Below are 23606 nucleotides of genomic sequence, written 5' to 3'. Positions count from 1 at the left end.
ACACGTGCCTGCCTCGAAGACGTTCCACATCGGACTGGTGGTGCCCGACTACACCGGTCAGCTCAGCCCCATGGCCACGCTGGGCCGAGAACTGCTTCGCCGCGGTCACCGGGTCACCCTGGTCTCCCTGCCGGACGCCGGCACGAAGTCGTTCACGGCCATGTTCCCCTTCGCCCCGTTCGGCGAGCGCGAGTTTCCGGTCGGCTCGCTGGCCCGCTTCTCCGCGGAGCAGGGCCGGCTGACCGGCCTGGCCGCGATCCGCTTCATCGTCCGCGGGTATGTGCGCGAGGTCGAGGTCCTCCTGCGGGACCTGCCGGTCCTGGTGGAGAAGCACGGCATGGACGCACTGCTGGTGGACCAGGTCTACGGGGCAGGCAACTCGGTCGCCGAGCACCTCGACATTCCGGTGGTGAACGTGTGCAACGCGCTGGCCCTGAACACCGAGCCGGGGGTACCGCCGTTCATGACGGCGTGGCCGTACCACCCTTCGCCGCTCGCGCGGGTGCGCAACATGCTGGGCGACCAGGTCATCGCCTGGGTCATCCGGCCGGTGCTGCACCGGATCAACGAACGTCGCGTCGCCTGGGGCCTGCCGCCGGTCAAGGGCGTGAACGACGGTTCGGACCTCGCCCAGATCACCCAGCAGCCGCCCTTCTTCGACTTCCCGCGCACCCGGCTGCCGGACTGGTTCCACTACACCGGGCCTTTCCACGACGAGGACAGCACCGAGCCGGTCTCGTTTCCGTGGGACAAGCTCGACGACCGCCCGTTGATCTACGCGTCGATGGGCACCCTCCAGAACCGCCTCCCCGGCATCTTCCCGGCGATCGCCGAGGCGTGTGCCGGACGCGACGCGCAGCTGGTCATCTCGCTGGGCAGCACCGACATCGAGCCCCCGACCGGCCTCGCCGGCAACCCGATCGTGGTCCGGTACGCGCCACAGCTCGACCTGCTGGCGCGGGCGTCTCTCGTCATCACGCACGCCGGAATCAACACCGCTCTGGAGTCGCTGGCTCATGGCGTACCGATGGTCGCGTTGCCGGTGGGCAACGACCAGCCGGGCGTGGCGGCCCGACTCAGGTACCTCGGCGTGGGCGAATTCATCCCGGTGCACCGGGTGACTGCGGCGCGGCTGCGGGCCGCCGTCGACAAGGTGAGCGGTGACCCCGCCTACCGGACGAAGGCGCAGCACTACCAGCGCCGGATCGCGGAGTCGGACGGGGTACGGCGCGCCGCCGACATCACGGAGCAGGCGTTCCGGACGCGCCGGCCGGTACGTCGACAGGAGTTGTCCGAGACCACGGAGGGTGGCCGCCGATGACAGCGCAGGCGGGACGCATGGCCCGGCAGTTGCCGACGCTCAACGGGTTGAGGGGGGTCGCGGCCATCACGGTCTTCGTCTCCCACACGACGTTGTTCGGCTTCTTCGCCGACGAGCGGATCGACGACTGGTGGTACGCCGCGGTCAGCCGTACCGGATCTGCGGCCCTCGGCTTCTTCTTCATCCTCAGCGGTTTCGTGCTGACCTGGTCGGCCGCCGACCACGAGCCGAAACGCCGGTTCTGGCGTCGCCGGGCCGCCCGGATCCTGCCGAACCACCTGGTCGTCTGCGCCGCGGTCATCGTGCTCATGATCCTGGCCCGCGGGGGCGCGCCGCTGTGGCCGACACTGGCGAATCTCACGCTGGTGCAGAGCTGGATTCCGAACGAGTTCATCTTCAACGGAATCAATCCACCGAGCTGGTCGCTGAGCTGTGAGATCTTCTTCTACGCGTCGTTCCCGTGGCTGCTCGCAGGGTTCCGGCGGCTCTCCGCTGCCTGGCTCTGGTCGATCGCCGGTGGCATCGTCGCCGCGATGCTGGCCGCGCCCGCCTTCTCCACGGCGTTCCTTCCGGCCGAGCCGACGTACACCTACGCGGACGCCGCGTTTCCGCAGTTCTGGTTCGTGCAGCAGTTTCCGTTGATCCGGATGTTGGACTTCGTCCTCGGGATCGTCATCGCCCTGCTCGTCATGCGGGGCAGGTGGTTCACGCTGGGCCTGCCCGCCGCCGCCCTGATCACGCTGGCCTTCTACGGCATCTCCCAGGTCGTGCCGCTGCTCTACTCGGTGGTCGCGGCGATGGTCATCCCGCTGTCGTTGCTGGTGGCCGCCGCGGCGCAAGCGGACGTCGAGGGGCACCGCTCACCGCTGCGCGGGCGGGTCGCCGGCTGGCTGGGCGACACGTCCTTCGCCTTCTACCTCATTCACATCCTGGTGTTGTACGGCGCCAGCAACATCTCCCCGGACGGCTTCGGCGTCACCGCGGCGCTGGCCGTCATGGTCGGCGCCTACCTGGTCACGATCGGCCTGGCATGGGTGCTGCACTCCGGCGTGGAACGGCCGATGATGCGCCGGTTCGCCGGGTCCAGATCCCGACGGCGCGCCGCCGGCCCGCACTCCGCCCCAGCGGTTGCCGTTCCGGCTGCCGTCGAGCCGCTGCCGGTCACGACGGACGATCGGGGCCACACCACCTAGCGGCCGACGGCGGCCCGGCTCACCGGACGGTCAGCGTGGCCCGAACCTCGCCGGCCGGCCGCAAGGTGACCCTCGGTACGACGGCCAGCCGCTCGGTGCGGGTGTCGATGCGGTAGCGGGCGAGCAACGCACTCAGCAGTACTGTCATCTCCAGCAGCGCGAAGTGTTCCCCAATGCAGCTACGCGGCCCGCCACCGAACGGAAAGTACGCGTAACGCGGGCGCTCCTGGCGACCGATAAACCGGTCAGGGTCGAAGCGCTCCGGGTCGGGCCAGAACTGCGGATGCCGGTGCGTGACCCACGGAGCGACGATCACCTTGGTGTTGGCCGGGATTCGGTAGCCCGAGATGGTGATATCGGACTCGGACATCCGCTCCATGCTGTAGACGGGCGGGTACAGTCGCATGCCTTCCATGACCGCGGCGCGCACCAACTCGCTGTCGCCGGTGCCGCTCTCGGCCGCGACCCGTTCCTGCACCTCGGGATGGCGGCCCAGCAGATGCATGGTGAAGGCCAGCCCGGCCGAGGTGGTCTCGTGCCCGGCGAGCAGGAACACCAGGACCTGATCCCGGATGTCCGCCACGGACAGCGCCTGCCCGGTCTCCGGATCGCGGGCGGCGAAAAGCCGGCCGAGCATGTCCTCGTGCTCGTCGCCGCCCGTTCGGCTCTGGCGCTCGGCGATGATGCGGTCGACGATCTCGTACTGGGTGGCGCGGACCCCCGCGATCCGGCGTGACCGCGGCGTGGGCCAGCTCAGCGGCAGCTTGACCACCTGCAGGGCGCGCGCGAGAGCGAGGTCGCCCAGGATCGGCATGAGCTCCTGCAGACGGGGAACGACGTCGTCGATGTCGTCACCGAACAGCGCCCGGCCGACCACCCGCATGGCGTAGCGCTGCGTGAGCTGGTACAGGTCGACGACGGATCCCGTGGTGAGGGCCATGTCGTCGACGACCCGCGCCGCCTCGTCGGCCATCAGCTCGACGTAGCGGCCCACCCGGTGCGGCGTGAACAGCGGTTGCAACGTCCGCCGCTGCCGCAGCCACCGGTCTCCCTCGCTGGTCAGCAGGCCCTCACCGATGAATTCCCGAAGGATCTCGTACGCGCTCGCGCGGCGACTGAAGACCTGCGGGGTGGTCAGCACCTGGTGGATGCCGTCGGGATGGTGCACGTTGACCACGTCCGCGCTCACCGCGCGAGGGCCCCGTGGCAGTCCCACGTGGTAGGCCACCACGTCGCCGTGCTCGTGGAAGCCGTTCAGTATCGATCCCAGCAGGTCGTCGCGGAGCGCCGGCAACATGCCGAGGAGCGGATGGCCGGTCGGACCCGGTACGGTGGCGGCCCTGGATACCTGCGTCGTCACGGTGATCCCCCGTTCAGCGAATCGACGTACGTCGACTAGCTTTCCACGCGCCGGGCCACCGCATAAGCCCCTGTGGGCACGCGGCGGGACGCACCGCATGGCGCGGCCGAGCGCGGCGCCGGGACGGCGCGCACGCTCGGCCGCACTCTGCCGCCCGCGTGTGTCGCCTCTCACCCGGGGCGGTACGACGCCCAGTCGAAGTCCGCGTACCCGCCCTCGGCACCCAGGTCCTGAACCCACAGACCGACGAACGCGCCGGTGAAGCCCCAACCCTCGGGCTCGCCATCCACGATGGTCGCCGCGTATTCGTCGGACAGGATGGTGGCGTCCAACTCTGCCGGCAGGTCGACCCAGCGCTCCGTCCCGGCGAGCTGGTAGGCGAATGTGACCCGCGGACCGTCGAAGGTGACCCGTAGCGTGATTTCGCCGGTCTCCGGTAGTTCGACGCGGCAGGCGTCGTGCGTGACACGTCGGCCGCTGTCGCACGACAGCACCTCAAGCACCGGTTGCCCGTCGTCGTCGGCGGTCACGTAGGCGTAGTGCCAGTTGCGGGTGTTGTAGTAGGCGGTGACGCCGGCGAGCTGGCGGTAGTTGGCGGGCGTGAAGTGCATGTGCGCGGTCAGCTCGCACTGCATAGCGGTCACCCGGCGCGCGACCAGGCTCGGACGCCGCCGACTGACCGGCGACTGTCCCCCGAATACGCGCAGGAACGAGGGTCGCGAGGTGAGATCCACCCAGTCCGGGGTGGCGGGACGACGCAGTGTCGACCATTCCGGGCCGAGTGCCGGCTCGGTGAAGTCGTCCCACTCCTCCGTCGGGGCCTCCTGCGGCTCGGCTTCGCCCGGCACCGGCACGACCATCGCCGGTATGCCGCCCTCGATGCGCGGCCACTCCCCCTCCGGCCAGTGCACCGCCTGGATCGCGGTCTCCCGGCCGAGCACGCACCGACCGAGTGGGGTGTACGGCCGGGCCGCCAGGTGCGCCATGTACCAGCGTCCATCCGGGGTGGACACGAGGCTGCCGTGGCCGGCCTTCTGGAGTTCCAACTCCGGGCGGCCGTGCGACGTGAGCATCGGGCCGGCCGGATCGACCTCGTACGGCCCGAACAGGTTGCGGGAGCGGGCCATCGTCACCTGGTGCGTCCACGACGTGCCGCCCTCCGCGGTCACCAGGTAGTACCAGCCGTCCTTCTGGTACACGTGCGGCGCCTCGGTGACGCCGACGGCGGTGCCGGGGAAAATGATCCGCTCGGTGCCGACGAGGCGACGGGCCGCACGGTCGTACTGTTGGATCTGAATGCCCGCGAACCGATCACGGCCCGGCCGCCAGTCGGCGGTCATCGACAGCATCCAGGTCGTGCCGTCCTCGTCGTGGAACAGCGAGGCGTCGAACCCGCGCCCGTGCAGTACCACCGGGTCCGACCATGGCCCGTCCAGGTCACGCGCGGTCACCAGATAGTTCTGCGGGTCCCAGTATCCGCTGGCGAAGCTCGCCACGTCGGCGTAGACGAGATAGAACTCGCCATCGACGTAGGAAAGGTCGGGTGCCCATATGCCGTTGGAGTCGCCGGTTCCGGTGAGGTCGAGAAGCCGCCGTTCGGTGAGGATGCCGCCGAGTGGGCGCCAGTGCACCAGGTCGGTCGAGTGATGCAGCCGCACCCCGGGGTACCACTCGAAGGTCGACGTGGCGATGTAGTAATCGGTGCCGACGCGCAAGATCGACGGGTCGGGATGGAAGCCGGGTAGAACCGGGTTGCGGATTAGCCGGCCGAGCACCTCGCCGCCGTGGGGCCCGGCCGACGCCGGGCTCGTTGTTGCGGTCGTCATGTCGCTTCTCCGTAGCGGTAGCTTCATCGGAACTTTCGGCGGATATCGATCGCCGTGTCGGCACAGAATAGCCACGAGAACGCCGCGGTGACAATGTCGACCGTCCGTACTGAATGCGTTTTCCTGACACCGCGCTTCCGGAAGTTGTTCCGGTAGTTTGCCCGCATTCACCTTCCTACTGGCCTGGTGAAGCGGTCGATGCTGGGCACTGACCGGATCTAAGCACGAAGCCGGTCAGGGCGGGTCCTGTCGAGCATGAGCTCCTTGCATCGTGCGCAGAGCGCCGACATCCGACCGGCCCGCCGTGAAGGCGTACCTGCGCAGTTAGGTCGTGACGCGCCGCTGTGGAAGCTCGACGGGCTCAGCGAATACGACATTCGCCTCCGTCGACCCGGACCGCAACCGCCCTGCTCGGTCTGGTGAAGCGCTCGGGCTCGATCGTCGCATTCGCTGCGGTACCGGCCACGGTAGAGTCGGCGCGGTGACGGACCCTACCGCGCCGCTCTACGCCGCTGCGGACATTCATGGCCACCGGACGGAGTTTGGTCGCGCCCTCGTCGAGGCAGGCCTTGTCGATTCGACCGGCGGTTGGTGTGGTGGTCGCGCTCGGCTGTGGCTGCTCGGTGATTACGTCGACCCCGGCCCCGATGGGATCGGTGTCATCGAGGACATCTGGACCCTTGCTGCGCAAGCAGCCGCCGCGGGCGGCGAGGTCCGTTGTCTGCTGGGCAACCACGAGGTGCAGCTGCTCGCCGCCCATCACTTCGGCACCACGCTGGTCGTCGGGCTGGACGAGCCGGGCGGTTTTCGCAGTGGCTGGGCCAGGTTCGGCGGCTGCGGCGAGGATCTGCGCCGGTTGACAGACGAGCACCTCGCCTGGATGTCCGCTCTGCCGGCCGTCGCGGTCGTCGACGGCATCCTGCTCGTGCACTCCGATTCCGTGCGCTACCTGGAGCGCGGATCCGACGTGGCGGCTGTCAATACCAGCGTGCGAACCGCCCTGCAGACGCGAGACACCAACGTGTGGCTGGAGCTTGCGTTTCAGATGAGTGATCGGGGCGCGTTCCGCGGCGCCAACCCGGCGGAGGCCGAGGCTGCGGTGTCCACCATGCTCGACCGCCTGGGCGGCACGGAGATTGTGCACGGCCACAGCACCCTGACGAAGCACTTCGGGATAGCTCCCGAGGACATCAAGGGGCCACTGCGATACGCCGACGGCCGGGTGTCGGCCATCGACGGCGGCGTCTACGAGGGCGGCCGCATCATCGTCACCCGGCTGCGCTGAACGCCACGCGGGGGCATGGTCGCCTGCCATCACCGCGATGGCTGACGCCCGCATCGACCATCAACGCTGTGCGTTGGGAGCCTCGGTTGGGTGCGGCATCGGGGGCTCGTTGGGGGGTGTCCACGACGCGAGGACCCAGACGAGTCCCCTGCACCTGGCCTGTCAGGTTCCTGGCCTGCCCAAACCGGCCCCACGACAAGGTCATGCGCGAGATCGGCCTATCCAGACTCCCTACGGGACTCTCTCTCCACAGGGTGAGCCATTCATGCCGCGATCGCCTCCTGGCCATCTATCCCCAGATCACCAGCCGGGACCGTCTCCTGCTTCAGCTCCTCGACGACCATCAGGTCCTCACCATCGGCCAGATCCGCCCGCCCTCGACGCTCTCGGTGACCTCGCCCGCGCGGACCGACAACGGGTCCACGGCCTCCCGGTAACCCGCCCGCCGGTGGTGCCTGCGGTGCGGAGTACCGGCCTTGTCCGGATCCGTGCCGGTTATGATTATGGCGGGAGTTCGGGAGGAAGGAACTTCATGGGGCGGCCGACCGACTTGGGCCCGCAGGACCAGGAGGTAATCGTCCGTGCGTTCCGGGAGGAGTCGGGACGAGTCGTCGCGGCGCTGATCCGGCTGACCGGTGACTGGGACCTGGCTGAGGACTGCACCCAGGACGCCTTTGTGGAGGCGTTGCGTACCTGGCCCGAGTCCGGGGTGCCGCGCCGTCCTGGCGCCTGGCTCATGACGGTGGCCCGCAACCGGGCCTACGACCGACTGCGGCGCGCCACCACGGAGAGCAGCAAACTGCGGGAGCTCGCCGCCCTGGCCGTTGACACCGACTCAGACGACCCCGACGACGCGGGGGCAGAGATCCAGGACGACCGTCTTCGCCTCATGTTCACCTGCTGCCATCCGGCGCTGCCACTGGAGGCCAGGGTGGCGCTCACCCTGCGTACTTTGGCGGGCCTGACGACCGCGGAGATCGCCCGCGCGTTCCTGCTGCCCGTGCCGACCATGGCCAAGCGCCTAGTCCGTGCGAAGCGGAAGATTGCCAACGCGGCGATACCCTTCCGGGTGCCACCGCCGAACCTGCTGCCGGAGCGTACGTCCGGGGTGCTGGCGGTGCTCTACCTGTTGTTCAACGAGGGTTACGCGTCGTCCGGCGGCGCGGAGCTGGCCCGTGACGGGTTGTGCATGGACGCGATCCGGCTGACCCGGGCGCTGGTGGGGTTGTTGCCCGGCGAGCCCGAGGCGGCCGGGCTGCTCGCGCTCATGCTCTTGCAGCACTCCCGGCGCCGGGCGCGGGTTGACGCCAACGGTGACCTGATCACCCTGGAGGACCAGGACCGTTCGCTCTGGGACCGGGTGGAGATCGACGAGGCGATCCGCCTACTAGATGGGCTGGGCAGCCAGCGGATCGGCCCATACCAGGTCCAGGCCGCCATCGCGGCCTGTCACGCCGAGGCGTCCTGTGCCGCGGACACCGACTGGGCGCGGATAGTCGCCCTGTACGGACGCCTCGCAGAGCTGACCCCCTCACCGGTGGTGGAGCTGAACCGGGCGGTCGCGGTCGCCATGGTCGATGGCCCGGAGGCGGCCCTGCGGCTGGTCGATGACCTGGACGCCTCCGGCCAGCTGCGCGACTATCACTTGTTGCCGGCGCTGCGCGCCGACCTACTGCGCCGCCTCGGCCGCCGGGGAGACGCCGCCGCGAGCTACCAGCGTGCGCTCGGGCTCACCGGCAATGTGGCTGAGCGCCGTTACCTGAGCCGTCGGATGGACGAGATGACCGGCGCCGGGACGGGGGCGTGGACGCCGGGCCCCTGAGCGCCGGCATGCCGCCGATGGCCCCGCCGTTCGGCACCGGGCGGCGCGCATCGCGCCCCATGGTTGATGGCGTTGGCGGGTGAGGAGGCAGCCGCCGTCTGTGCAGTTTGACGATGGACCGTCGGTACGGCCCGGCACATGATGAGGCACCGACGTGTCACGGGCATACCGCGCTCGGCGTGGATGCGCCCCGTTCCCGCCGTTCGCGCTATCGGGAAGAACATCGTTTCCGTGATCAGCGACCGGCTGAGCCTGCTCGGCCTCCACCCCTTCGACCATCCGGACCTGTTCCCGCGCTTCGACGGGGAGGCCCGCCTCGGAGTCCGCTCCAGGATGGGCGGATGCAGTTGTCCATTTGCGGGCTCCGTGTTCGTCGTTCTCCTGAATACCCACGATCTCCGAACTGGAGGACCGGTGACAGGTCATCACATACACACGTGCAGCATCATCATTGCGAACTGCGACCGCAGGACCCTGCTCAGCTGCGCCCTCGTCGCAGGAGGGGTGCGATGACGCCGGAGACCCGCCTGCAAACCCTGGTCCGGCTGACCCGGGACCGGCTGGAGATCGCCCGGCTGGCCGGTCGCGCCGGCGCCCCGATGATCGTGACCATGGTGCTGGTCAACCTGGTCGTTGGGCTGTTGCCGCCTGCGTTCGTGGTGGCCTCCTCGATCCTGCTCGGCAAGGTGCCGGCCGCGGTCATCGCCGGCCTGGGATCGCCGGAGTGGGACGACCTGGTGACCGCCTTCCTACTGGCCGCGGCGGCGTTCGTCGGACAGCAGATCGTTGCGCCGGTGCAGGAACTGCTCGGCAAGCTCATGGCGCGGCGCATCGACGGCTTGGTCAGCGGCGAGCTGATGTCGATCGCGACCAGGACTGCGGGGGTCGGCCCTTTGGAGGACCCGAGCCTGGTGGAGCACCTTCGGGTGGCCGCCCGGGAGCTGGAGAACTGGCTGTTCAGCCCTGGCGAGGCCGTGGCCGGCCTGCTCGCCCTGATCGGGCGCTACACACAGTTGGTCGGGTATGCCGTGGTGGTCGGCGTGGTGCTGTCGTGGCCCGCTGCGGCGGCGCTGGCCGCTGCCGTGGTGCTACAGCGTTACGGACAGCGCGGTGGCCTGCGGAAGTTTGCCGAGGAGCGGTTCCTGCTCGACCCGCAGGAGCTGAGGAACGACTACCTGCGTGAGGTGGCCACGGCGGCGGGTTCGGCCAAGGAGATGCGCGTCTTCGGGCTGCACAACTTCTTCGTGGATTTCTGGCGCCACAGCTTCCTCGAATGGCTGGCGCTGGTGTGGGAGGCGCGCCGACGGATCTATCTGTGGCAGTTCGTCCGGGTCACGATTGTTGGCCTGGTCATTGCCGGCGCGGTGTTCGCCTTCGCGGGCCGGGCCGGGACGGATGTGACGGCCGGGCTGACCCTGACCGGGTTCGCGATGGTCATGCAGGCGGCACTCGGCGCGCTGCGGCTGGGCGAGTACTGGCCGGAGTCGGACCTTCAGACCGCTCTCGGCATGCACGCCTACCAGAAGGTCAAGCTCTTCCGCGAAGGAGTCGCCCGGTACGCCGGGCAGGCTGTGGGGGACGTCGCAGCGCCGCCCGCCCCGCCGACCGGGACGATCCACTTCGACCGGGTGAGCTTCCACTATCCGGGCGACGACCGGATGATTTTTGAGGACCTGGACCTCACCATCCCGATTGGTCAGTGCACGGCCCTGGTCGGTGTGAACGGCGCCGGCAAGACCACCCTGGTCAAGCTGCTCGCCCGGTTGTACGAGCCGACCTCGGGCACGATCCGGCTGGACGGCGTCGACATCCGCTCATACGAGTTGCACGAGTGGCGGGCCCGGCTCGGGGTCACCTTCCAGGAGTTCGCCCGGTTCGAGGTGTCGGCCGCCGACAACGTCGGCTTCGGTGCGGTGGAGCACCTGGACGACCGGGCCGGGATCCGGTCCGCGGTCGAGGCGGTGAACCTACACGAGATGCTCGACACGCTGCCGCGCGGCATGGAGACCTTGTTGGCCCGGCACCTCGTGGACGGCGCCGACCTGTCTGGGGGGCAGTGGCAGCGGATCGCGTTGGCTCGGGCGCTGTTCGGCCTGCGCCACGGCGCCTCGATCCTGGTACTCGACGAGCCCACAGCCAGCCTGGACGTCCGCGCCGAGGCCGGCTTCTTCCGGGAGTTCACCCAGCTCACGGAGGGTGCCACAACGTTGTTGATCTCGCACCGGTTCTCCACCGTGCGGCAGGCCGATCGAATCGTGGTACTCGACGGCGGCCGGGTGGCTGAGCAGGGCAGCCACGACGAGCTGATGGCCCAGGACGGCGAGTACGCACGACTGTTCCGGTTGCAGGCCGACCGGTTCACCGACGAGACGACGAGGGTGGCATGAGAACGACGTTGAGCGGGTTCTGGCGGCTGCTGGCGATGGCCTGGCGGGCGGACCGCCGCAAGACCATCGCGGCGACGGGCCTGATGGTGGCCGGTACCGTGAGCGGCCCGCTGCTGGCTCTGGTGCTGGGAATGATGACCGACGCGGTCATCTCCGGACAGGCCGGCGCGGCCGTCTGGTACGGCGTCGCGGTGGCGGTCCTGGCCATCGTGAGCCTTACCTTTGCGCACTTCTCGTACATCTTCTACCAGGAACTGGCCGAACTGGCCGAGCTCGAAGTGGTGCGGGATCTGATCCTGCTCACCAACGGCTCCGAGGGGATCGAACACCAGGAACGCGCCGAGTACGCCGACGAACTGACGGTGCTGCACCGGGAGAGCCGTGGGCTGATCGGTGCACTGGAGTCGCTGTTCGGGATGCTGGGCCTGAGCCTGGCGATGATATTCACCGCGATCCTGCTGGCCGGCCTGAACCCGATTCTGCTGCTACTTCCGCTCGCGGCGGTGCCGCCGCTGATCTGCGGGCGTTGGGCCGAGTCGCGGATCGACCGGGCCAAGACCGAAACCGCCGAGCCGACTCGGATCGCCCTCAACCTGTTCCGGCTGTCCACCTCGGCCCGGTTCGCCGGCGAGTTGCGGGTCTTCCGGCTCCGCGACGAGCTGCGCCGGCGGCACCAGCGGGAATGGGAGCGGGCGAGCCGAGGGCTGGTCCGTTCGTACGGGGCGGCCTCCGCGGTCCGGACCCTCGGGCAGGTGATGTTCGGCCTGGCCTATGTCGGCGCGGTGTTGCTGGTCGTGCGGGAGGCCATCACCGGCCGCAGCACGATCGGCGACGTGGTTCTCGTCATTGTCCTCGCCACCCAGGTCAACCAGCAGGTCACCGTGGCGGTCACGCTGCTCGCCAACCTTCAACGGATGGGCAGCATGCTGCGCCGCCTGGATTCCGTGCGGAAGCTGGTCGCGGTCGACCACCCGGTGCCGGTCGACCAGGAGCCGCCGGCTCGGCTGACCACCGGGATCGAGCTCCGGGACGTGGACTTCACCTATCCGGGCACCAGCGAAGCGGTGCTGAGCGGCGTGTCGTTGAGCCTGCCGGCCGGGGCCAGCGTGGCCATCGTCGGCGAGAACGGCGCCGGCAAGACCACCCTGGTCAAGCTGCTCTGCGGCCTGTACCGGCCGACCAGCGGGCAGATTCTGGTCGATGGCACGGACCTGCGTCGGATTCCGGCCGAGTCATGGCGCAGGTATCTGTCGGCGGCCTTCCAGGACTTCGTCCGCTTCGAACTGCTCGCGGGCCAGGTGGTCGGTCTCGGCGACGTGAGCCGGATGGGAGACGACGGCGCGGTCATCGACGCGTTGGATCGGGCGCAGGGCAGCGACGTCCTGGAGCGGCTGGAGCACGGACTGCGCACCCAGCTTGGCAAGAGCTACACCGAGGGTGCCGAGCTCTCCGGTGGTCAGTGGCAGAAGCTCGCGCTGGGCCGGGCGCTTATGCGCGAGGAGCCGTTGTTGCTGGTGCTCGACGAGCCCACGTCGGCCCTGGATCCGCTGGCCGAGGATCGGTTGTTCGAGTCGTACGCCCGGCAGGCCGCGCAGCTGCGGGCCAGTACCGGGGCCATCACCCTGTTCGTTTCGCACCGTTTCTCGACGGTGCGCATGGCGGATCTGATCATCGTGTTGCGCGACGGCCGGGTGGTCGAGGCCGGCAGTCACGATGAGCTGATGCGACGCGGCGAGCTTTACGCCGATCTGTTCAGCCTTCAGGCCCAGGCCTACCGGTAGGCGCGGGAAGGCGGGGACGTGTCGAGCATGAGCGCGACCGACCCGTGACGAGTCGGGGCGCTGCCTGAGCGGGGCCCTCAACCGCGGCGCGGTTGAGGGCCCCGCTCACCCCTGCCGGAAGGGCCGCAGCTCCAGCACGCCGTGCCGGGCGACCGGGTGCTTGGACGCCACCTCGATCGCCTCGTCGAGGTCGGCACACTCGATGATGTCGAAGCCGGCGATCTGCTCCTTGGTCTCGGTGAACGGGCCGTCCGCTATCAGCACCTCGCTGTCGCGGACCCGTACCGTGGTGGCATCGCTGACCCCCTGTAACTGACTGCCGGACAGCCAGACGTTGCGTCCGGCCTCCTCCGCCCACTCGCCGGGACAATCGAATACCGCCGCATCATCCGGCGGCAGGACCAGCGACTCGTCGACACAGACCAGCATGAGATATTTCATCGGTTCTCCTCCCGGCATCCATCTCTTACGGTACGACGGCCGGCGAGGTCGCCGATGGACAGCAGCGGCGAGTTTTCGTCGTGAGTTGGTCAAGGGAATGTCCGCTCGCGCTGAGCTGGGTCGGTGCGCCGACGCGGGCAACGGCAAGGGAAGAGATGCACCTTGCTGGGTGGCGCGCCGATCATTACTGTATGCAGCCATTTCGCGTACAGATACCCGAGGTGCAGCTGAACGATCTCAGTCGCCGGTTGGCTGAGGCCCGTTGGCCGGAGAAGCTGCCAGACGTCGGCTGGGAGCGTGGCGTGCCGACGAGCTACCTCAAGAACCTGGTCGATTACTGGCGCACCGACTTCGACTGGCGTGCCGTCGAGGCCTCCTTGAACGGGTACCCCCAGTACACCGCTGACTTCGACGGTACGACCATCTACTTCATGCACGTGCGTTCGCCTGAGCCGGGCGCGATGCCGATGATCATGACGCACGGTTGGCCCGGCTCGGTCGTGGAGTTCCTGGACGTCATCGGACCGCTGACCGATCCCCGGGCCCACGGCGGCGACCCGGCGGACGCGTTCCACCTCGTGATTCCCTCGTTGCCTGGGTTCGGCTTCTCCGGGCCCAACCCGAACGTCGGCTGGAACAACCTGCGCACAGCCCAGGCGTGGGCGGAGCTGATGCGCCGGCTCGGATACGACCGCTACCTGGCTCAGGCCGCCGACTTCGGCACCGGTGTGTCGCTCACTCTCGCCGGCGTGGACGAGGAGCACGTGGCCGGGGTGCACCTCAACACGCTGCCTACCCCGCCCAGCGGCGATCCGGGAGAGCTCGACACCCTCGACGACGAGGACCGGGCCCGGCTGGCGCGGTCGGCCCGGTTCGTCCGGGAGCTCGCCGGATCGATGAAGCTCCAGGCGACCCGGCCGCACACGGTGGCGTACGCGCTGGCCGACTCGCCGGTCGGGCAGCTTGCCTGGATCGTGGAAAAGTACAAGGACTGGACGGACTCGGCGAGCGTTCCTGAGGACGCGGTGAACCGCGACCGCCTCCTGGCCATCGCAAGCATCTACTGGTTCACCGGTACGGCTGGCTCCTCCGCCCAGTTCTACTACGAGATCGCCGAGAACCTGCCGATCAACGTGTCCACGGGCCGGTACCCGGCGATCAAGGCACCGCTCGGTGTGGCGGTGTTCCCGCACGCACCGTTCGTGCCGATCCGGCGCTTCGCCGATCGGGACTTCCCGTCGATCGTGCACTGGAACGAGTTCGACCGGGGCGGCAACTTCGCCGCGCTGGAGGAGCCGGACCTGTTCATCGAGGACGTCCGGGCGTTCCGCCGACTGATCAAGGAATGACATGAGCCAGCAGCCGGCTGCGGTAGAGGACTTCCGGGCGCTCGGCGCGCGGCTGAGCAACTGGGGCCGCTGGGGCCCGGACGACCAGCGCGGCACCACCAACCTGATCACGCCGGAGCGGCTGGTGGCAGCGGCCGGCCTAATCCGGCGGGGCAAGGTGTTCGACCTTGGCATCCCGCTCGACGGGAACGGCCCGCAGCCGGGTGGAGGACGGATCAATCCCGTCCACCTGATGTCGGAGACCGGCGCCGAGCAGGTGTTCCCGGGCGGGTTCCGGTTCGCCGACGACTACATCTTCATGGCGTTGCAGGGTTCATCGCAGTGGGACGCGCTGTCGCACGTGTATTACGACGACCGGATGTACAACGGCTTCCCGGCCGGCGGTGTGACAGTCAGAGGCGCCGCGCACTGCGCAATCGACCAGCAGAGCGCGGGAATTGCCGGCCGTGGCGTGCTGCTGGACATCGCGGCGCTGAAGGGCGTCGACTGGCTGGAAAGCGGCACCGTCATCACTCCCGAGGATCTCGACGAGGCGGCCGCGCGGCAGGGCGGTGTCGAGGTCGGCCCGGGCGACATCCTGTTGTTCCGCACCGGCTGGCGCCGCAAGTTCCTGCGCGACGGCGACCGGAACGCGTTCATGGCCGGTGAGCCCGGCCTCGGCCAGGCGTGCTGCGCCTGGCTGCGCGACCGCGACGTCGCCGCGGTCTGCTCGGACAACTGGGCCATCGAGGTGCTTCCGGGCGAGAACCCTGACGCGCTGTTGACCGTCCACATGGTTCTCATCCGGGACATGGGCATGACGCTCGGGGAGATCTTGGACTTCGAGGAACTCGCGGCCGACTGCGAGGACGACGGTGTCTGGGAGTTTTTCTTCGCGGCACCTCCGCTGAAGGTGAGCCGGGCGGTGGCGTCGCCGATCAACCCGCTGGCGATCAAGTAACCGCTCGACCGGGCCGCTCCGTGTGTTTCTCCGCGGAGCGGCTCAATGCTGTCCCCAGTGCCGCCTCGGGTGCATAGATTCGGGCTCCTCGACCGTCAGCCGAGGAGCCCGAATCCCATTCCGCCTACAGATACAGGGTGTCCGGTTCGAGCCCGCTCAGCACGCGGCCGTACAGCTCGAGGTTGGTCTCGGGCTGCATCAGGGCGTGCATGTTCATCGCATCGATGTCACGGGCGATCTGCTGGATCGGCACGTTCGTATAGATGGAGGAGCCGCCGCTGGCTCGGCGCAGGATGTTCACGGACTCTTGGGCCAGGCGGCAGGCACGTCCCATGTCGACCCGGGCACGGGCACGGTCCTCGATCGTCCAGGGGTCCGCAGCGGCGTTCTTGGTGTCCGTTTGCCGGGCCAGCCGCTGCGCGTGGAACTCGGCCTCGTCGGCACGCACCACGGCGTCGGCGAGCTTGAGGTGGGTCACCGGCGCGGCCGCCTGGGAGGCGTACGAGGTGTACGTGATGCCCCGCTCCTGCATCCGCTGGCGGAACTGGTCGATGGCCGCCCGGGCCATTCCGACGGCGAGGCCGGTCACTGAGGCAGCCGCGGTCGCCACGAGCGGAGCGCCGTAGATGCCGGTGCGGCCCGACGCGTAGCCGTCGGGAAGCGCGGATACCAGCGGCACAACCCTCACGGCCGGGACGAACACGTTGTCCGCCACCGTGGTGACGCTGCCCGATCCGCGCAGGCCCGAGGTGTGCCAGTCATCCACGACCAGCAGGTCCGACAGCGGGGCGAGGGCCATCACCGGCCACGGGTCGCCCCCAGGGCCCGGGGCCATGGCCACCAGGACCTGCCACTGGCTGTGCGGGGCGCCGCTGACGAAGCCCCACTTCCCGTTCACGAGGAAACCGCCGTCGACGGGTGCGGCCGTCGCCGACGGGCTCAGGGTGCCGCACATGCGCAGGCTCGCGTCGGCAAAGACCTCGTCGCGCACCTCCGGCGGGAACAGCGCGGCCATCCACGTGGTGATCCAGTTGACCGCGACGGTCCAGGCCGCGGAGGCGTCGGCCTTCGCCAGCTCGGTGGCCACCGCGACCATGGTGGTCGCGTCACTCTCGTAGCCGCCGTTGGCCGCCGGCACCCGGAGCCGGAACATCCCGGCGTCGGTCAGCGCCTCGACGACCGTGTCATGGACCCGGCGATTCTCCTCGTTCCAGCCGGCGTGCTCGGTCATTACAGGCGCCAGTTGCGACGCCCGATGAACCAGTTCGATCTGCGTCGGTAGCTCGGTGGTCTCCATCGCGTCCTCCTCGAGGCCTCGGTTGAGGGAATGTCGTGTAAGAGTCCCTTTCGGGGAGTACGCCGTCCGGAGACGCGAACCGGCCGGTATCCGAATTCTCACGCCGGCCGGAGCGCTGCTTCACCTTCCTCCGCGCGGCTCAGCCGCACCTTGCTGCGTCACTCACCCACGGGCGGGTTTCACTCTTTGATGACCGACATGATGTTGCCGGCCGGGTCACGGAACCAGGCGATCAGCGGCCCGCCCTTGCGGAACACACCGTCGTCGTCCACGCCGTCGAACTTCTCCATCTCCACGCCGCGCTCGCGCAGCCACGCCACCGCCGCGTCGATGTCATCGACCGGGAAGTTGAGCATCGTGTACGTGGCTGGCTCGTGGTTCGGCTTGGGGTATACCAGGATTTCCCGGTTGCCGCCGACATGCAGGTGCAGCATGCCGTGCTGCTCGGTCACCGGGATCCCGAGCGTGTCGCGGTAGAACTCCTGCGCGCGGGGGATGTCGTCCACCGAGAACCCGTTGAACGCCACCGCACCCGCGAGCATCCCGGAGCCACCGCGGGCGGCGGCGAGGTACTCCGCGTTGAGCTCGATGATCTGCACGTAGTTGCCGTCCGGGTCCAGCAGTGTGCCGAACAGGCCGTCCTTACGCTCCTCCAGCGGCGCGACCCAGGACACGCCCATAGCGTCGAGGTGTGCGGCCACCTTGCGGGCATCCGTGACCTCGAAGTTGAGGATGACGCGCCCGGGTTCCACCGTCGTCGCCGCGACGTCGTCGCGACTGTCCACGAGCACGTCGAACCCGTCGAAGTCGAGGAAGCCGGACGGTTGCTGAAGCGCTTCGAACGCCTCGATGTACCAGGTGCGCAGCCGTTCCGGGTCGGCCGAGCCGAGCAGAATGCTGCCGAGTCGTGGCGTTGACATTCAGGACCTCCACGTATCGATCGATGACTTCTAGTCTTCAACCTATCGAGAAATGGCGGCCGTCTTTTGGATCAACGCGGGCGTAAGTTGTACCGATCCGCCGACCCGGGCAGCCTCCGCCAGGATCTCGGTCGACCAGCGCGGCCAGAGTCCGGCCAGGCGCGACGTCAGGACCACGACATCCACGGCGTGGTCGGGCAGCGGAGTGCGGATGCCGATGGCGTGGTACGTGGCACCGAGCTCGGCCACGGCGTCGGCGTCGAAGTCCAGGGTCACCGCGCCGGCCAGTTCCGCCGGCAGGCGGCGGCCCGCGCCAAACACCGCGAGACGGCCGGGTGGTAGCTGCGGCAGCAGGTCGGCGACCTCCGCCGCCACGTCGACGGACCGGGCCTGATCGATACAGCCGATCAGGAACCGGTAGTTCTCATCCACCTCCAGCAGGTCATCGTCGTTGTTCAGCAGGTTCCAGGCCAGCTCGGTCATCGGCTCCGGGAACCTGGACATCATCCGGCGCATGTTCACCATGGTGCCGGCCAGCGCATCGGCCAGGGGTGCCCGATCGTGCGGTGCGTGCACCGCCCAGGCGGTGCGGCTGAGCCGGAATTCGAGGCCGGCCTTGAACAATCGGAAGCCCAGTTCCAGGTCATCCAGACCCCAGAGGACGATGCCCTCGTCGAAGCCGTCCACCCGCCAGTAGTCCTCGGCGGATATGGAGAAGTTGAGCCCCCAGAGCAGGACCCACGGTGCGACCATCCGACTGAGGTCGAAGTCGGTCTTGACGAACGCCGCGTGCCGGGCATCGAAGAAGGCCGGCGAGTCGTGGAACCGAGCGACGACGTCCTCTGGCAGCGACTCGGCCACTGCCTCGGCCAGACCGGGGGGAGGTTCCTTTTCAAAGTCGTAGCCCCAGGTATAGCCCACCACGACCAGCCGTTCGCCTTTGGCGTGGGCCGCGACGTGCTCGGTCAGGAAGTCCGGCCCGACGTATACACCGCTGTCGAGGAAAACCAGCAGCGGCGCGGCGGCCAGCCGGGCGCCGGCGTTGCGGGCCAGGCACACCCGGTTGCCCTCGTCGGGCTGGAAGTGGTATTTGATTCGCAGCTGCTGCGACGCCTCTTCGACCACCGCGCGGCTACCGTCCGACGAACCGTCGTCAGCGACGATGACTTCGAATTCGTCGGCCGGCATTCGCTGCCGGGTGAGGTTTCGCAGCGTTTCACGCAACAAGTCGCGCCGGTTGTAGGTCGGGATGACCACCGTCACCCGGGGAACCGAGCCTGCTGTCCTAGTAGCGTCCACTCTGCCAGTGTGCCGACGAGAACGTCCGTGTTCATCTCCCAGAGTGCCGCTCGCGACGCATTCACGAGGATGCCCACCGATGACGGCTGGGTGACGCTTGCAAGGCGTCGCCCGACTCCGGACAGGGAGAAATCGCTGTCATCCCGTTGCTGATGACGCTTCGGACGATCAACCCTTCCACATCAACGACGTGAATGTGGCTCGGTCTGGACACGACAACCGGACGCCCCGAGTCGGCCTGATGACCCGCCCACGGGGCCGCCTGTCGCACTGCAAGCCAGCACATATCGGTAAGGGGAAGAGTGCCATGTCTGTCGTCAACGAGATGCCGCGCACGATGCTGACCGCGGCGCAGCTCGCCGAGATCGATCGGCGGGTGCTGGTGCATCCGCACCACCACGGCGGCCGGTCGAAGCGCATCACGATCGTCCGCGGTGACGGGTGCACGGTGTGGGACGCGTCCGGTGTGGAACTGCTGGACGTCATGGGTGCCGGCAACTGGGTCGCGCAGGTCGGGCACGGTCGGCCGGAACTGGCTGACGCGGCGGCCCGTCAGATGCGCAAGCTGGCGTACTACACCGGGTTCGACATCTTCGCCAACGACCAGTCCATCACGCTCGCGCAGCGGCTGGTCGACCTGGCCCCCGACGGGCTGGACCGGGTGTTCTTCACCAACGGCGGCTCTGAGAGCGTGGAGACGGCCTTCAAGTTCGCCCGGCTCTATCACCACCACCGCGGCGAGCCAGAGCGCGTCTGGTTCATCTCGCGGAACTTCGCCTATCACGGCTGCACCTATGCCAGCGGCGCCGCGACCGGGTTCCCCGGCATTCACGAGGGCATCGGGCCGGAGTTCCCGAACGTGGCGCGGGTCTCGCCCCCGCACAGCTACCGCGCGCCGGACACGTGTCCCGGCCGGGACCTCACCGACTTCCTCATCGAGGAGTTGGCTACCACCATCGAGCGGATCGGCCCCAGCAACGTGGCGGCGATGATCGGCGAGCCGGTCATGGGCGGCGCGGGGGTTCTCATACCGCCCGCGGACTACTGGCCGCGGGTCCGCGAGCTGCTGTCGCGCCACGGGATCCTGCTCATCGCCGACGAGATCGTCACCGGTTTCGGCCGGACCGGCGCCTGGTACGACTCGGCCGAGCGCGGCATGCAGGCCGACCTGGTGACCGTGGCGAAGGGCCTCACCAGCGGCTACGCCCCGCTGGGGGCGGTGCTCATGAGCGACGCGATCGCCGAGACGATCGCCGGCGGCGACACGTATCTGTTCCACGGTCACACCTACTCCGGCCACGCCGCCGCCTGCGCGGTCGCGCACGCCAACCTCGATTTGCTTGAGCAGGAGGGCCTGGTGGATCGGTCCCGCACGGTCGGCACGTGGCTGCGCGAGGCATTGGCCCCCCTCGCCGACCTGCCCAACGTCGGCGAGGTGCGGGTAGCCGGCGCCACCGCCGGCGTGGAACTGGTGGCCGACCGGGACACGCGGGAGCCGTTGATGGCCGACTGGGTCACCGTCGCCCTGCGCGACGAGCACCGCGTGGCGGCCCGGGAGTACGGCAACACCCTCGTCATGGCCCCGCCGCTGGTCATCTCCCGGCCCGAGGTCGACCGCGCCGCGCAGGCGCTGGCCGACGTGCTGCGCCGCCGACCCGCCAGTCACTCGTGATGGAGTCCTACGACTACGTCATTGTCGGCGCCGGCACCGCCGGCTGCGTGCTCGCGGCGCGGCTGAGCGAGGACCCTGACGTGACGGTGTGCCTGCTCGAGGCCGGACCTGCTGACGACTCGGACAACATCCGCATCCCGGCGGCGGGCGGCAAGCTGCTGCGCTCACAGTACGACTGGGACTACAACAGCAACGAGGAGCCACGGCTCGGCGGGCGCCGGCTCTATCTGCCGCGGGGACGTGTGCTCGGCGGTACCAGCGCGCTGAACGGCATGGTGCACATCCGGGGCAACGCCCGCGACTTCGACGAGTGGGGTCAGCCCGGCTGGACCTACGAGACCATGCTGCCGTACTTCGTCGGCTGCGAGGACAACGAGCGAGGCGCCTCGGCTTACCACGGGACCGGCGGCCCGCTGCCGGTCGCCGAGAGCCGTTCGCGCAACCCGATGGCGGCCGCGTTCGTGCGTGCCGCGGTGGAGGCCGGGTTTCCGGCCAACGACGACTTCAACGGCCCGAGCCAGGACGGTTTCGGCTTCTATCAGGTGAACCAGCGCAACGGGCGGCGGTGCAGCGCCGCGGCGGCATACCTGCATCCGTCGGCTGCTCGACCCAACCTGACCGTGCGCACCCGCACCCACGCACACCGCGTTCTCGTCGAGGGCGGGCGGGCTTGCGGGGTACGGGTCCAGCGGTACGACGAGGTGGTCGACATCCGGGCGCAGCGCGAGGTCATCGTGGCCGCCGGGGCGTACAACTCCCCGCAGCTGCTCATGCTGTCCGGAATCGGTCCGGCCGAACGCCTCTCGGCGGTGGGCGTGCCGGTCCTCGTCGACCTGCCCGAGGTCGGCCGCAACCTGCAGGACCATCCCGCCGTATACCTGGTCTTCACACACGACGAGCCGGTCAGCCTGCTGTCCGCCGGTGAGGAAAGGAACGTTCGCCAGTTCGAGGCTGACGGCAGCGGACCGCTGTCGTCCAACGTGCCGGAAGCCGGTGGCTTCGTGCGTACCCAGAGCGACCTGGCGGCCCCCGACGTGCAGTACCACGTGCTGCCGGTGATGTTTGTCGAGTGCGCCCTCGGCGAGTCGGCCGAGCACGGCATTTCCTTCGGGCCCTGCGTGTTGCGGCCGGCCAGCCGCGGCGAGGTCAGCCTCGCCTCCGACGACCCGACAGCCAAGCCGCGCATCCGGCACCAGTACTACGAGGACCCTGCGGACCTGCGGACGATGACAGCCGGCCTGCGAATCGCCATGGAGCTGGCCGGGCAGCCATCGCTGGCGCCGTACACCGTGCGCCCGTACGCATATCCGGCTTCGACCGACGAGGCGGACCTGCATGCATTCCTGCGGGCACACACCCAGTCGGTCTTCCACCCGGCCGGCACCTGCGCGATCGGTCCCGTGCTGGACCCGGATCTGAGGGTGCACGGGGTGGACGGCCTGCGCGTGGTGGACGCGTCCGTGCTGCCGCTTGTGCCGAGGGGCAACACCAACGCCCCGACCGTAGCGGTCGCGGAGCGGGCGGCGGACCTGATCCGTGGCCGCACCGAGGCGGCCCACACCCGCGAAGGCTTGATGGAGGTGCATCGATGAGTGAGAGACTCGGCAGCCGGGCGGTCGTGCTCGGTGCCGGAATGGCGGGCCTTGTGACGGCCCGGGTGCTGGCGGACCGGTATGCCCAGGTCGTGGTCGTCGAGCGCAACACCGTCGTCGGCGTGACCGGCCCGCGTGCGGGTGTGCCGCAAGGGCACCACGCGCACGCTCTGCTGGCCCGAGGACAGGAGGTGATGGAGCGGCTCTTCCCCGGTATGCAGGCCGACCTGACCGCCGACGGCGTGCTCAGCGGCGACCTGTCGGGGGATCTGCGCTGGTACTTCCGCGGTCGCGCGCTGCAACAGTCGCACTCGGGCCTGAGTAGCGTCTCGGCCAACCGGCCGACGCTGGAGGCCTATGTGCGCCGGCGGGTGGTCGACATGCCTGAAGTGGTCATGCGGGAGCGCACCGTTGTGCAAGGTCTGGCGACGACGGCCGACCACAGCCGGGTCATCGGCGTGCGGGTCGTCGGAGACGAACCAGGGGCGACGCCCGAGACGATCGATGCCGACCTGGTGGTCGACGCGACCGGCCGCGGCAGCCGCACCCCGGCGTGGCTGGAGCAGTTCGGCTACCAGCGGCCGGCAGAGGACAAGGTGCGAATCGACCTGGCCTATGTGTCGCAGTACTTCCGGTTGCGCACAGACCCGTTCGGCACCGATCTGGCGATCAACTCGGTGCCGCACCCGGGCAACATGCGTGGAGCCTTTTTCGGCAAGTTCCCCGACAACGTGGCCCTGCTGTCCCTTACCGGGCTGCTCGGCGACCACCCGCCGATGGACCGCGAGGGGTTCCTGGAGTTCGCCCGATCGCTTGACGCACCGGAGATCTACGAGGCGATTCGCACCGCGGAGCCGCTCACCGAGCCCGCGATGTTCCGCGTGCCGGCCAGCGTCCGACGCCGGTACGAGAAGCTGACCCGCTTCCCGGACGGTCTGCTGGTCGTCGGCGACGGCGTGTGCGCGTTCAACCCGGTGTACGGCCAGGGGATGACGGTGGCCGCGATGGAGGCGGACGCGCTGGCCAAGCACCTGAGCCGCGGTCCCGCCCGTCCGCGGGAGTTCTTCCGGGCCGTGGGTCGCATCGTTGACGTGCCGTGGGAGACCTCCGTCGGCGGTGAC

The 23606-nt window shown here is 69.0% G+C and carries 16 protein-coding genes and 1 pseudogene; 11 read left to right on the top strand and 6 right to left on the bottom strand.

The window, feature by feature from the left end:
• The first annotated feature begins 4 nt into the window (after positions 1–4).
• Both C1A38_RS14805 and C1A38_RS14800 read left to right on the top strand, forming a co-directional pair.
• Positions 5–1321, top strand: coding sequence for a glycosyltransferase (locus C1A38_RS14805; RefSeq protein WP_199180210.1), 1317 nt, complete (start codon positions 5–7; stop codon positions 1319–1321).
• Positions 1318–2514: an acyltransferase family protein gene (locus tag C1A38_RS14800; protein WP_102658410.1), complete on the top strand. Its 1197-nt coding sequence runs from the start codon at positions 1318–1320 to the stop codon at positions 2512–2514. The genes C1A38_RS14805 and C1A38_RS14800 overlap by 4 nt, the downstream gene beginning before the upstream one ends.
• Before the next feature lie 19 nt (positions 2515–2533).
• Here the strand turns inward: C1A38_RS14800 and C1A38_RS14795 are convergent, their stop codons facing one another.
• Together C1A38_RS14795 and C1A38_RS14790 are read right to left on the bottom strand one after the other, a co-directional pair.
• Positions 2534–3874 carry a cytochrome P450 gene (locus tag C1A38_RS14795; RefSeq protein WP_158244902.1) on the bottom strand — a complete coding sequence of 447 codons (1341 nt, stop codon included), beginning with the start codon at positions 3872–3874 and terminating at the stop codon, positions 2534–2536.
• Between the two features lie 170 nt (positions 3875–4044).
• Entirely contained in the window at positions 4045–5700 is a 1656-nt protein-coding gene (locus C1A38_RS14790) for a glycoside hydrolase family 43 protein (protein WP_102658408.1), read from the bottom strand.
• Between the two features lie 481 nt (positions 5701–6181).
• On the opposite strand from C1A38_RS14790, the gene C1A38_RS14785 reads away from it, so the two are divergent.
• The 4 genes from C1A38_RS14785 to C1A38_RS14765 all read left to right on the top strand — a co-directional run bounded on the left by C1A38_RS14785 (position 6182) and on the right by C1A38_RS14765 (position 12975).
• Positions 6182–6985 (top strand): metallophosphoesterase, encoded by an 804-nt coding sequence (locus tag C1A38_RS14785; protein ID WP_102658407.1) that lies wholly within the window; start codon positions 6182–6184, stop codon positions 6983–6985.
• Between the two features lie 532 nt (positions 6986–7517).
• Positions 7518–8807 (top strand): RNA polymerase sigma factor, encoded by a 1290-nt coding sequence (locus C1A38_RS14775; protein WP_102658405.1) that lies wholly within the window; start codon positions 7518–7520, stop codon positions 8805–8807.
• A 509-nt stretch (positions 8808–9316) separates the two neighbouring features.
• Positions 9317–11194 carry an ABC transporter ATP-binding protein gene (locus tag C1A38_RS14770; protein ID WP_102658404.1) on the top strand — a complete coding sequence of 626 codons (1878 nt, stop codon included), beginning with the start codon at positions 9317–9319 and terminating at the stop codon, positions 11192–11194.
• On the top strand, positions 11191–12975 hold the full coding sequence (locus C1A38_RS14765; RefSeq protein WP_102658403.1) for an ABC transporter ATP-binding protein: 1785 nt from the start codon (positions 11191–11193) through the stop codon (positions 12973–12975). The genes C1A38_RS14770 and C1A38_RS14765 overlap by 4 nt, the downstream gene beginning before the upstream one ends.
• 105 nt (positions 12976–13080) lie before the next feature.
• Here the strand turns inward: C1A38_RS14765 and C1A38_RS14760 are convergent, their stop codons facing one another.
• Positions 13081–13416 carry a YciI family protein gene (locus C1A38_RS14760; protein ID WP_102658402.1) on the bottom strand — a complete coding sequence of 112 codons (336 nt, stop codon included), beginning with the start codon at positions 13414–13416 and terminating at the stop codon, positions 13081–13083.
• Positions 13417–13607: 191 nt separating this feature from the next.
• Between C1A38_RS14760 and C1A38_RS14755 the strand changes: the two genes are divergently transcribed.
• Together C1A38_RS14755 and C1A38_RS14750 are read left to right on the top strand one after the other, a co-directional pair.
• Complete coding sequence (locus C1A38_RS14755) at positions 13608–14765, top strand: epoxide hydrolase family protein (protein ID WP_102658401.1); 1158 nt, start codon at positions 13608–13610, stop codon at positions 14763–14765.
• A 1-nt stretch (position 14766) separates the two neighbouring features.
• Positions 14767–15705, top strand: coding sequence for a cyclase family protein (locus tag C1A38_RS14750; protein WP_102658400.1), 939 nt, complete (start codon positions 14767–14769; stop codon positions 15703–15705).
• Positions 15706–15829: 124 nt separating this feature from the next.
• Here C1A38_RS14750 and C1A38_RS14745 read toward each other — a convergent pair whose 3' ends face one another.
• The 3 genes from C1A38_RS14745 to C1A38_RS14735 all read right to left on the bottom strand — a co-directional run bounded on the left by C1A38_RS14745 (position 15830) and on the right by C1A38_RS14735 (position 19185).
• Positions 15830–17002, bottom strand: coding sequence for an acyl-CoA dehydrogenase family protein (locus C1A38_RS14745; protein ID WP_102658399.1), 1173 nt, complete (start codon positions 17000–17002; stop codon positions 15830–15832).
• Between the two features lie 179 nt (positions 17003–17181).
• A complete protein-coding gene (locus tag C1A38_RS14740; protein WP_102658398.1) occupies positions 17182–17922 on the bottom strand; it encodes a VOC family protein in 741 nt (246 codons plus the stop codon).
• Positions 17923–17964: 42 nt separating this feature from the next.
• Positions 17965–19185 (bottom strand): glycosyltransferase family 2 protein, encoded by a 1221-nt coding sequence (locus C1A38_RS14735; protein WP_158244901.1) that lies wholly within the window; start codon positions 19183–19185, stop codon positions 17965–17967.
• 343 nt (positions 19186–19528) lie between these two features.
• Between C1A38_RS14735 and C1A38_RS14730 the strand changes: the two genes are divergently transcribed.
• The 3 genes and pseudogenes from C1A38_RS14730 to C1A38_RS32425 all read left to right on the top strand — a co-directional run.
• Positions 19529–20893, top strand: a complete 1365-nt coding sequence (locus C1A38_RS14730; protein WP_102658396.1) for an aminotransferase family protein — start codon at positions 19529–19531, stop codon at positions 20891–20893.
• On the top strand, positions 20893–22485 hold the full coding sequence (locus C1A38_RS14725; protein ID WP_102658395.1) for a GMC family oxidoreductase: 1593 nt from the start codon (positions 20893–20895) through the stop codon (positions 22483–22485). Before C1A38_RS14730 ends, C1A38_RS14725 begins: the two co-directional genes overlap by 1 nt.
• Positions 22482–23510, top strand: a pseudogene (locus tag C1A38_RS32425) (FAD-dependent oxidoreductase); the annotation flags it as partial. The gene C1A38_RS14725 and the pseudogene C1A38_RS32425, both read left to right, overlap by 4 nt.
• Between the last annotated feature and the right edge of the window lie 96 nt (positions 23511–23606).

It is taken from the genome of Verrucosispora sp. ts21 (genome assembly GCF_002879555.1).
Classification (GTDB): Bacteria; Actinomycetota; Actinomycetes; order Mycobacteriales; family Micromonosporaceae; genus Micromonospora; species Micromonospora gifhornensis.
This window is presented reverse-complemented; position numbering and strand designations above follow the sequence as displayed.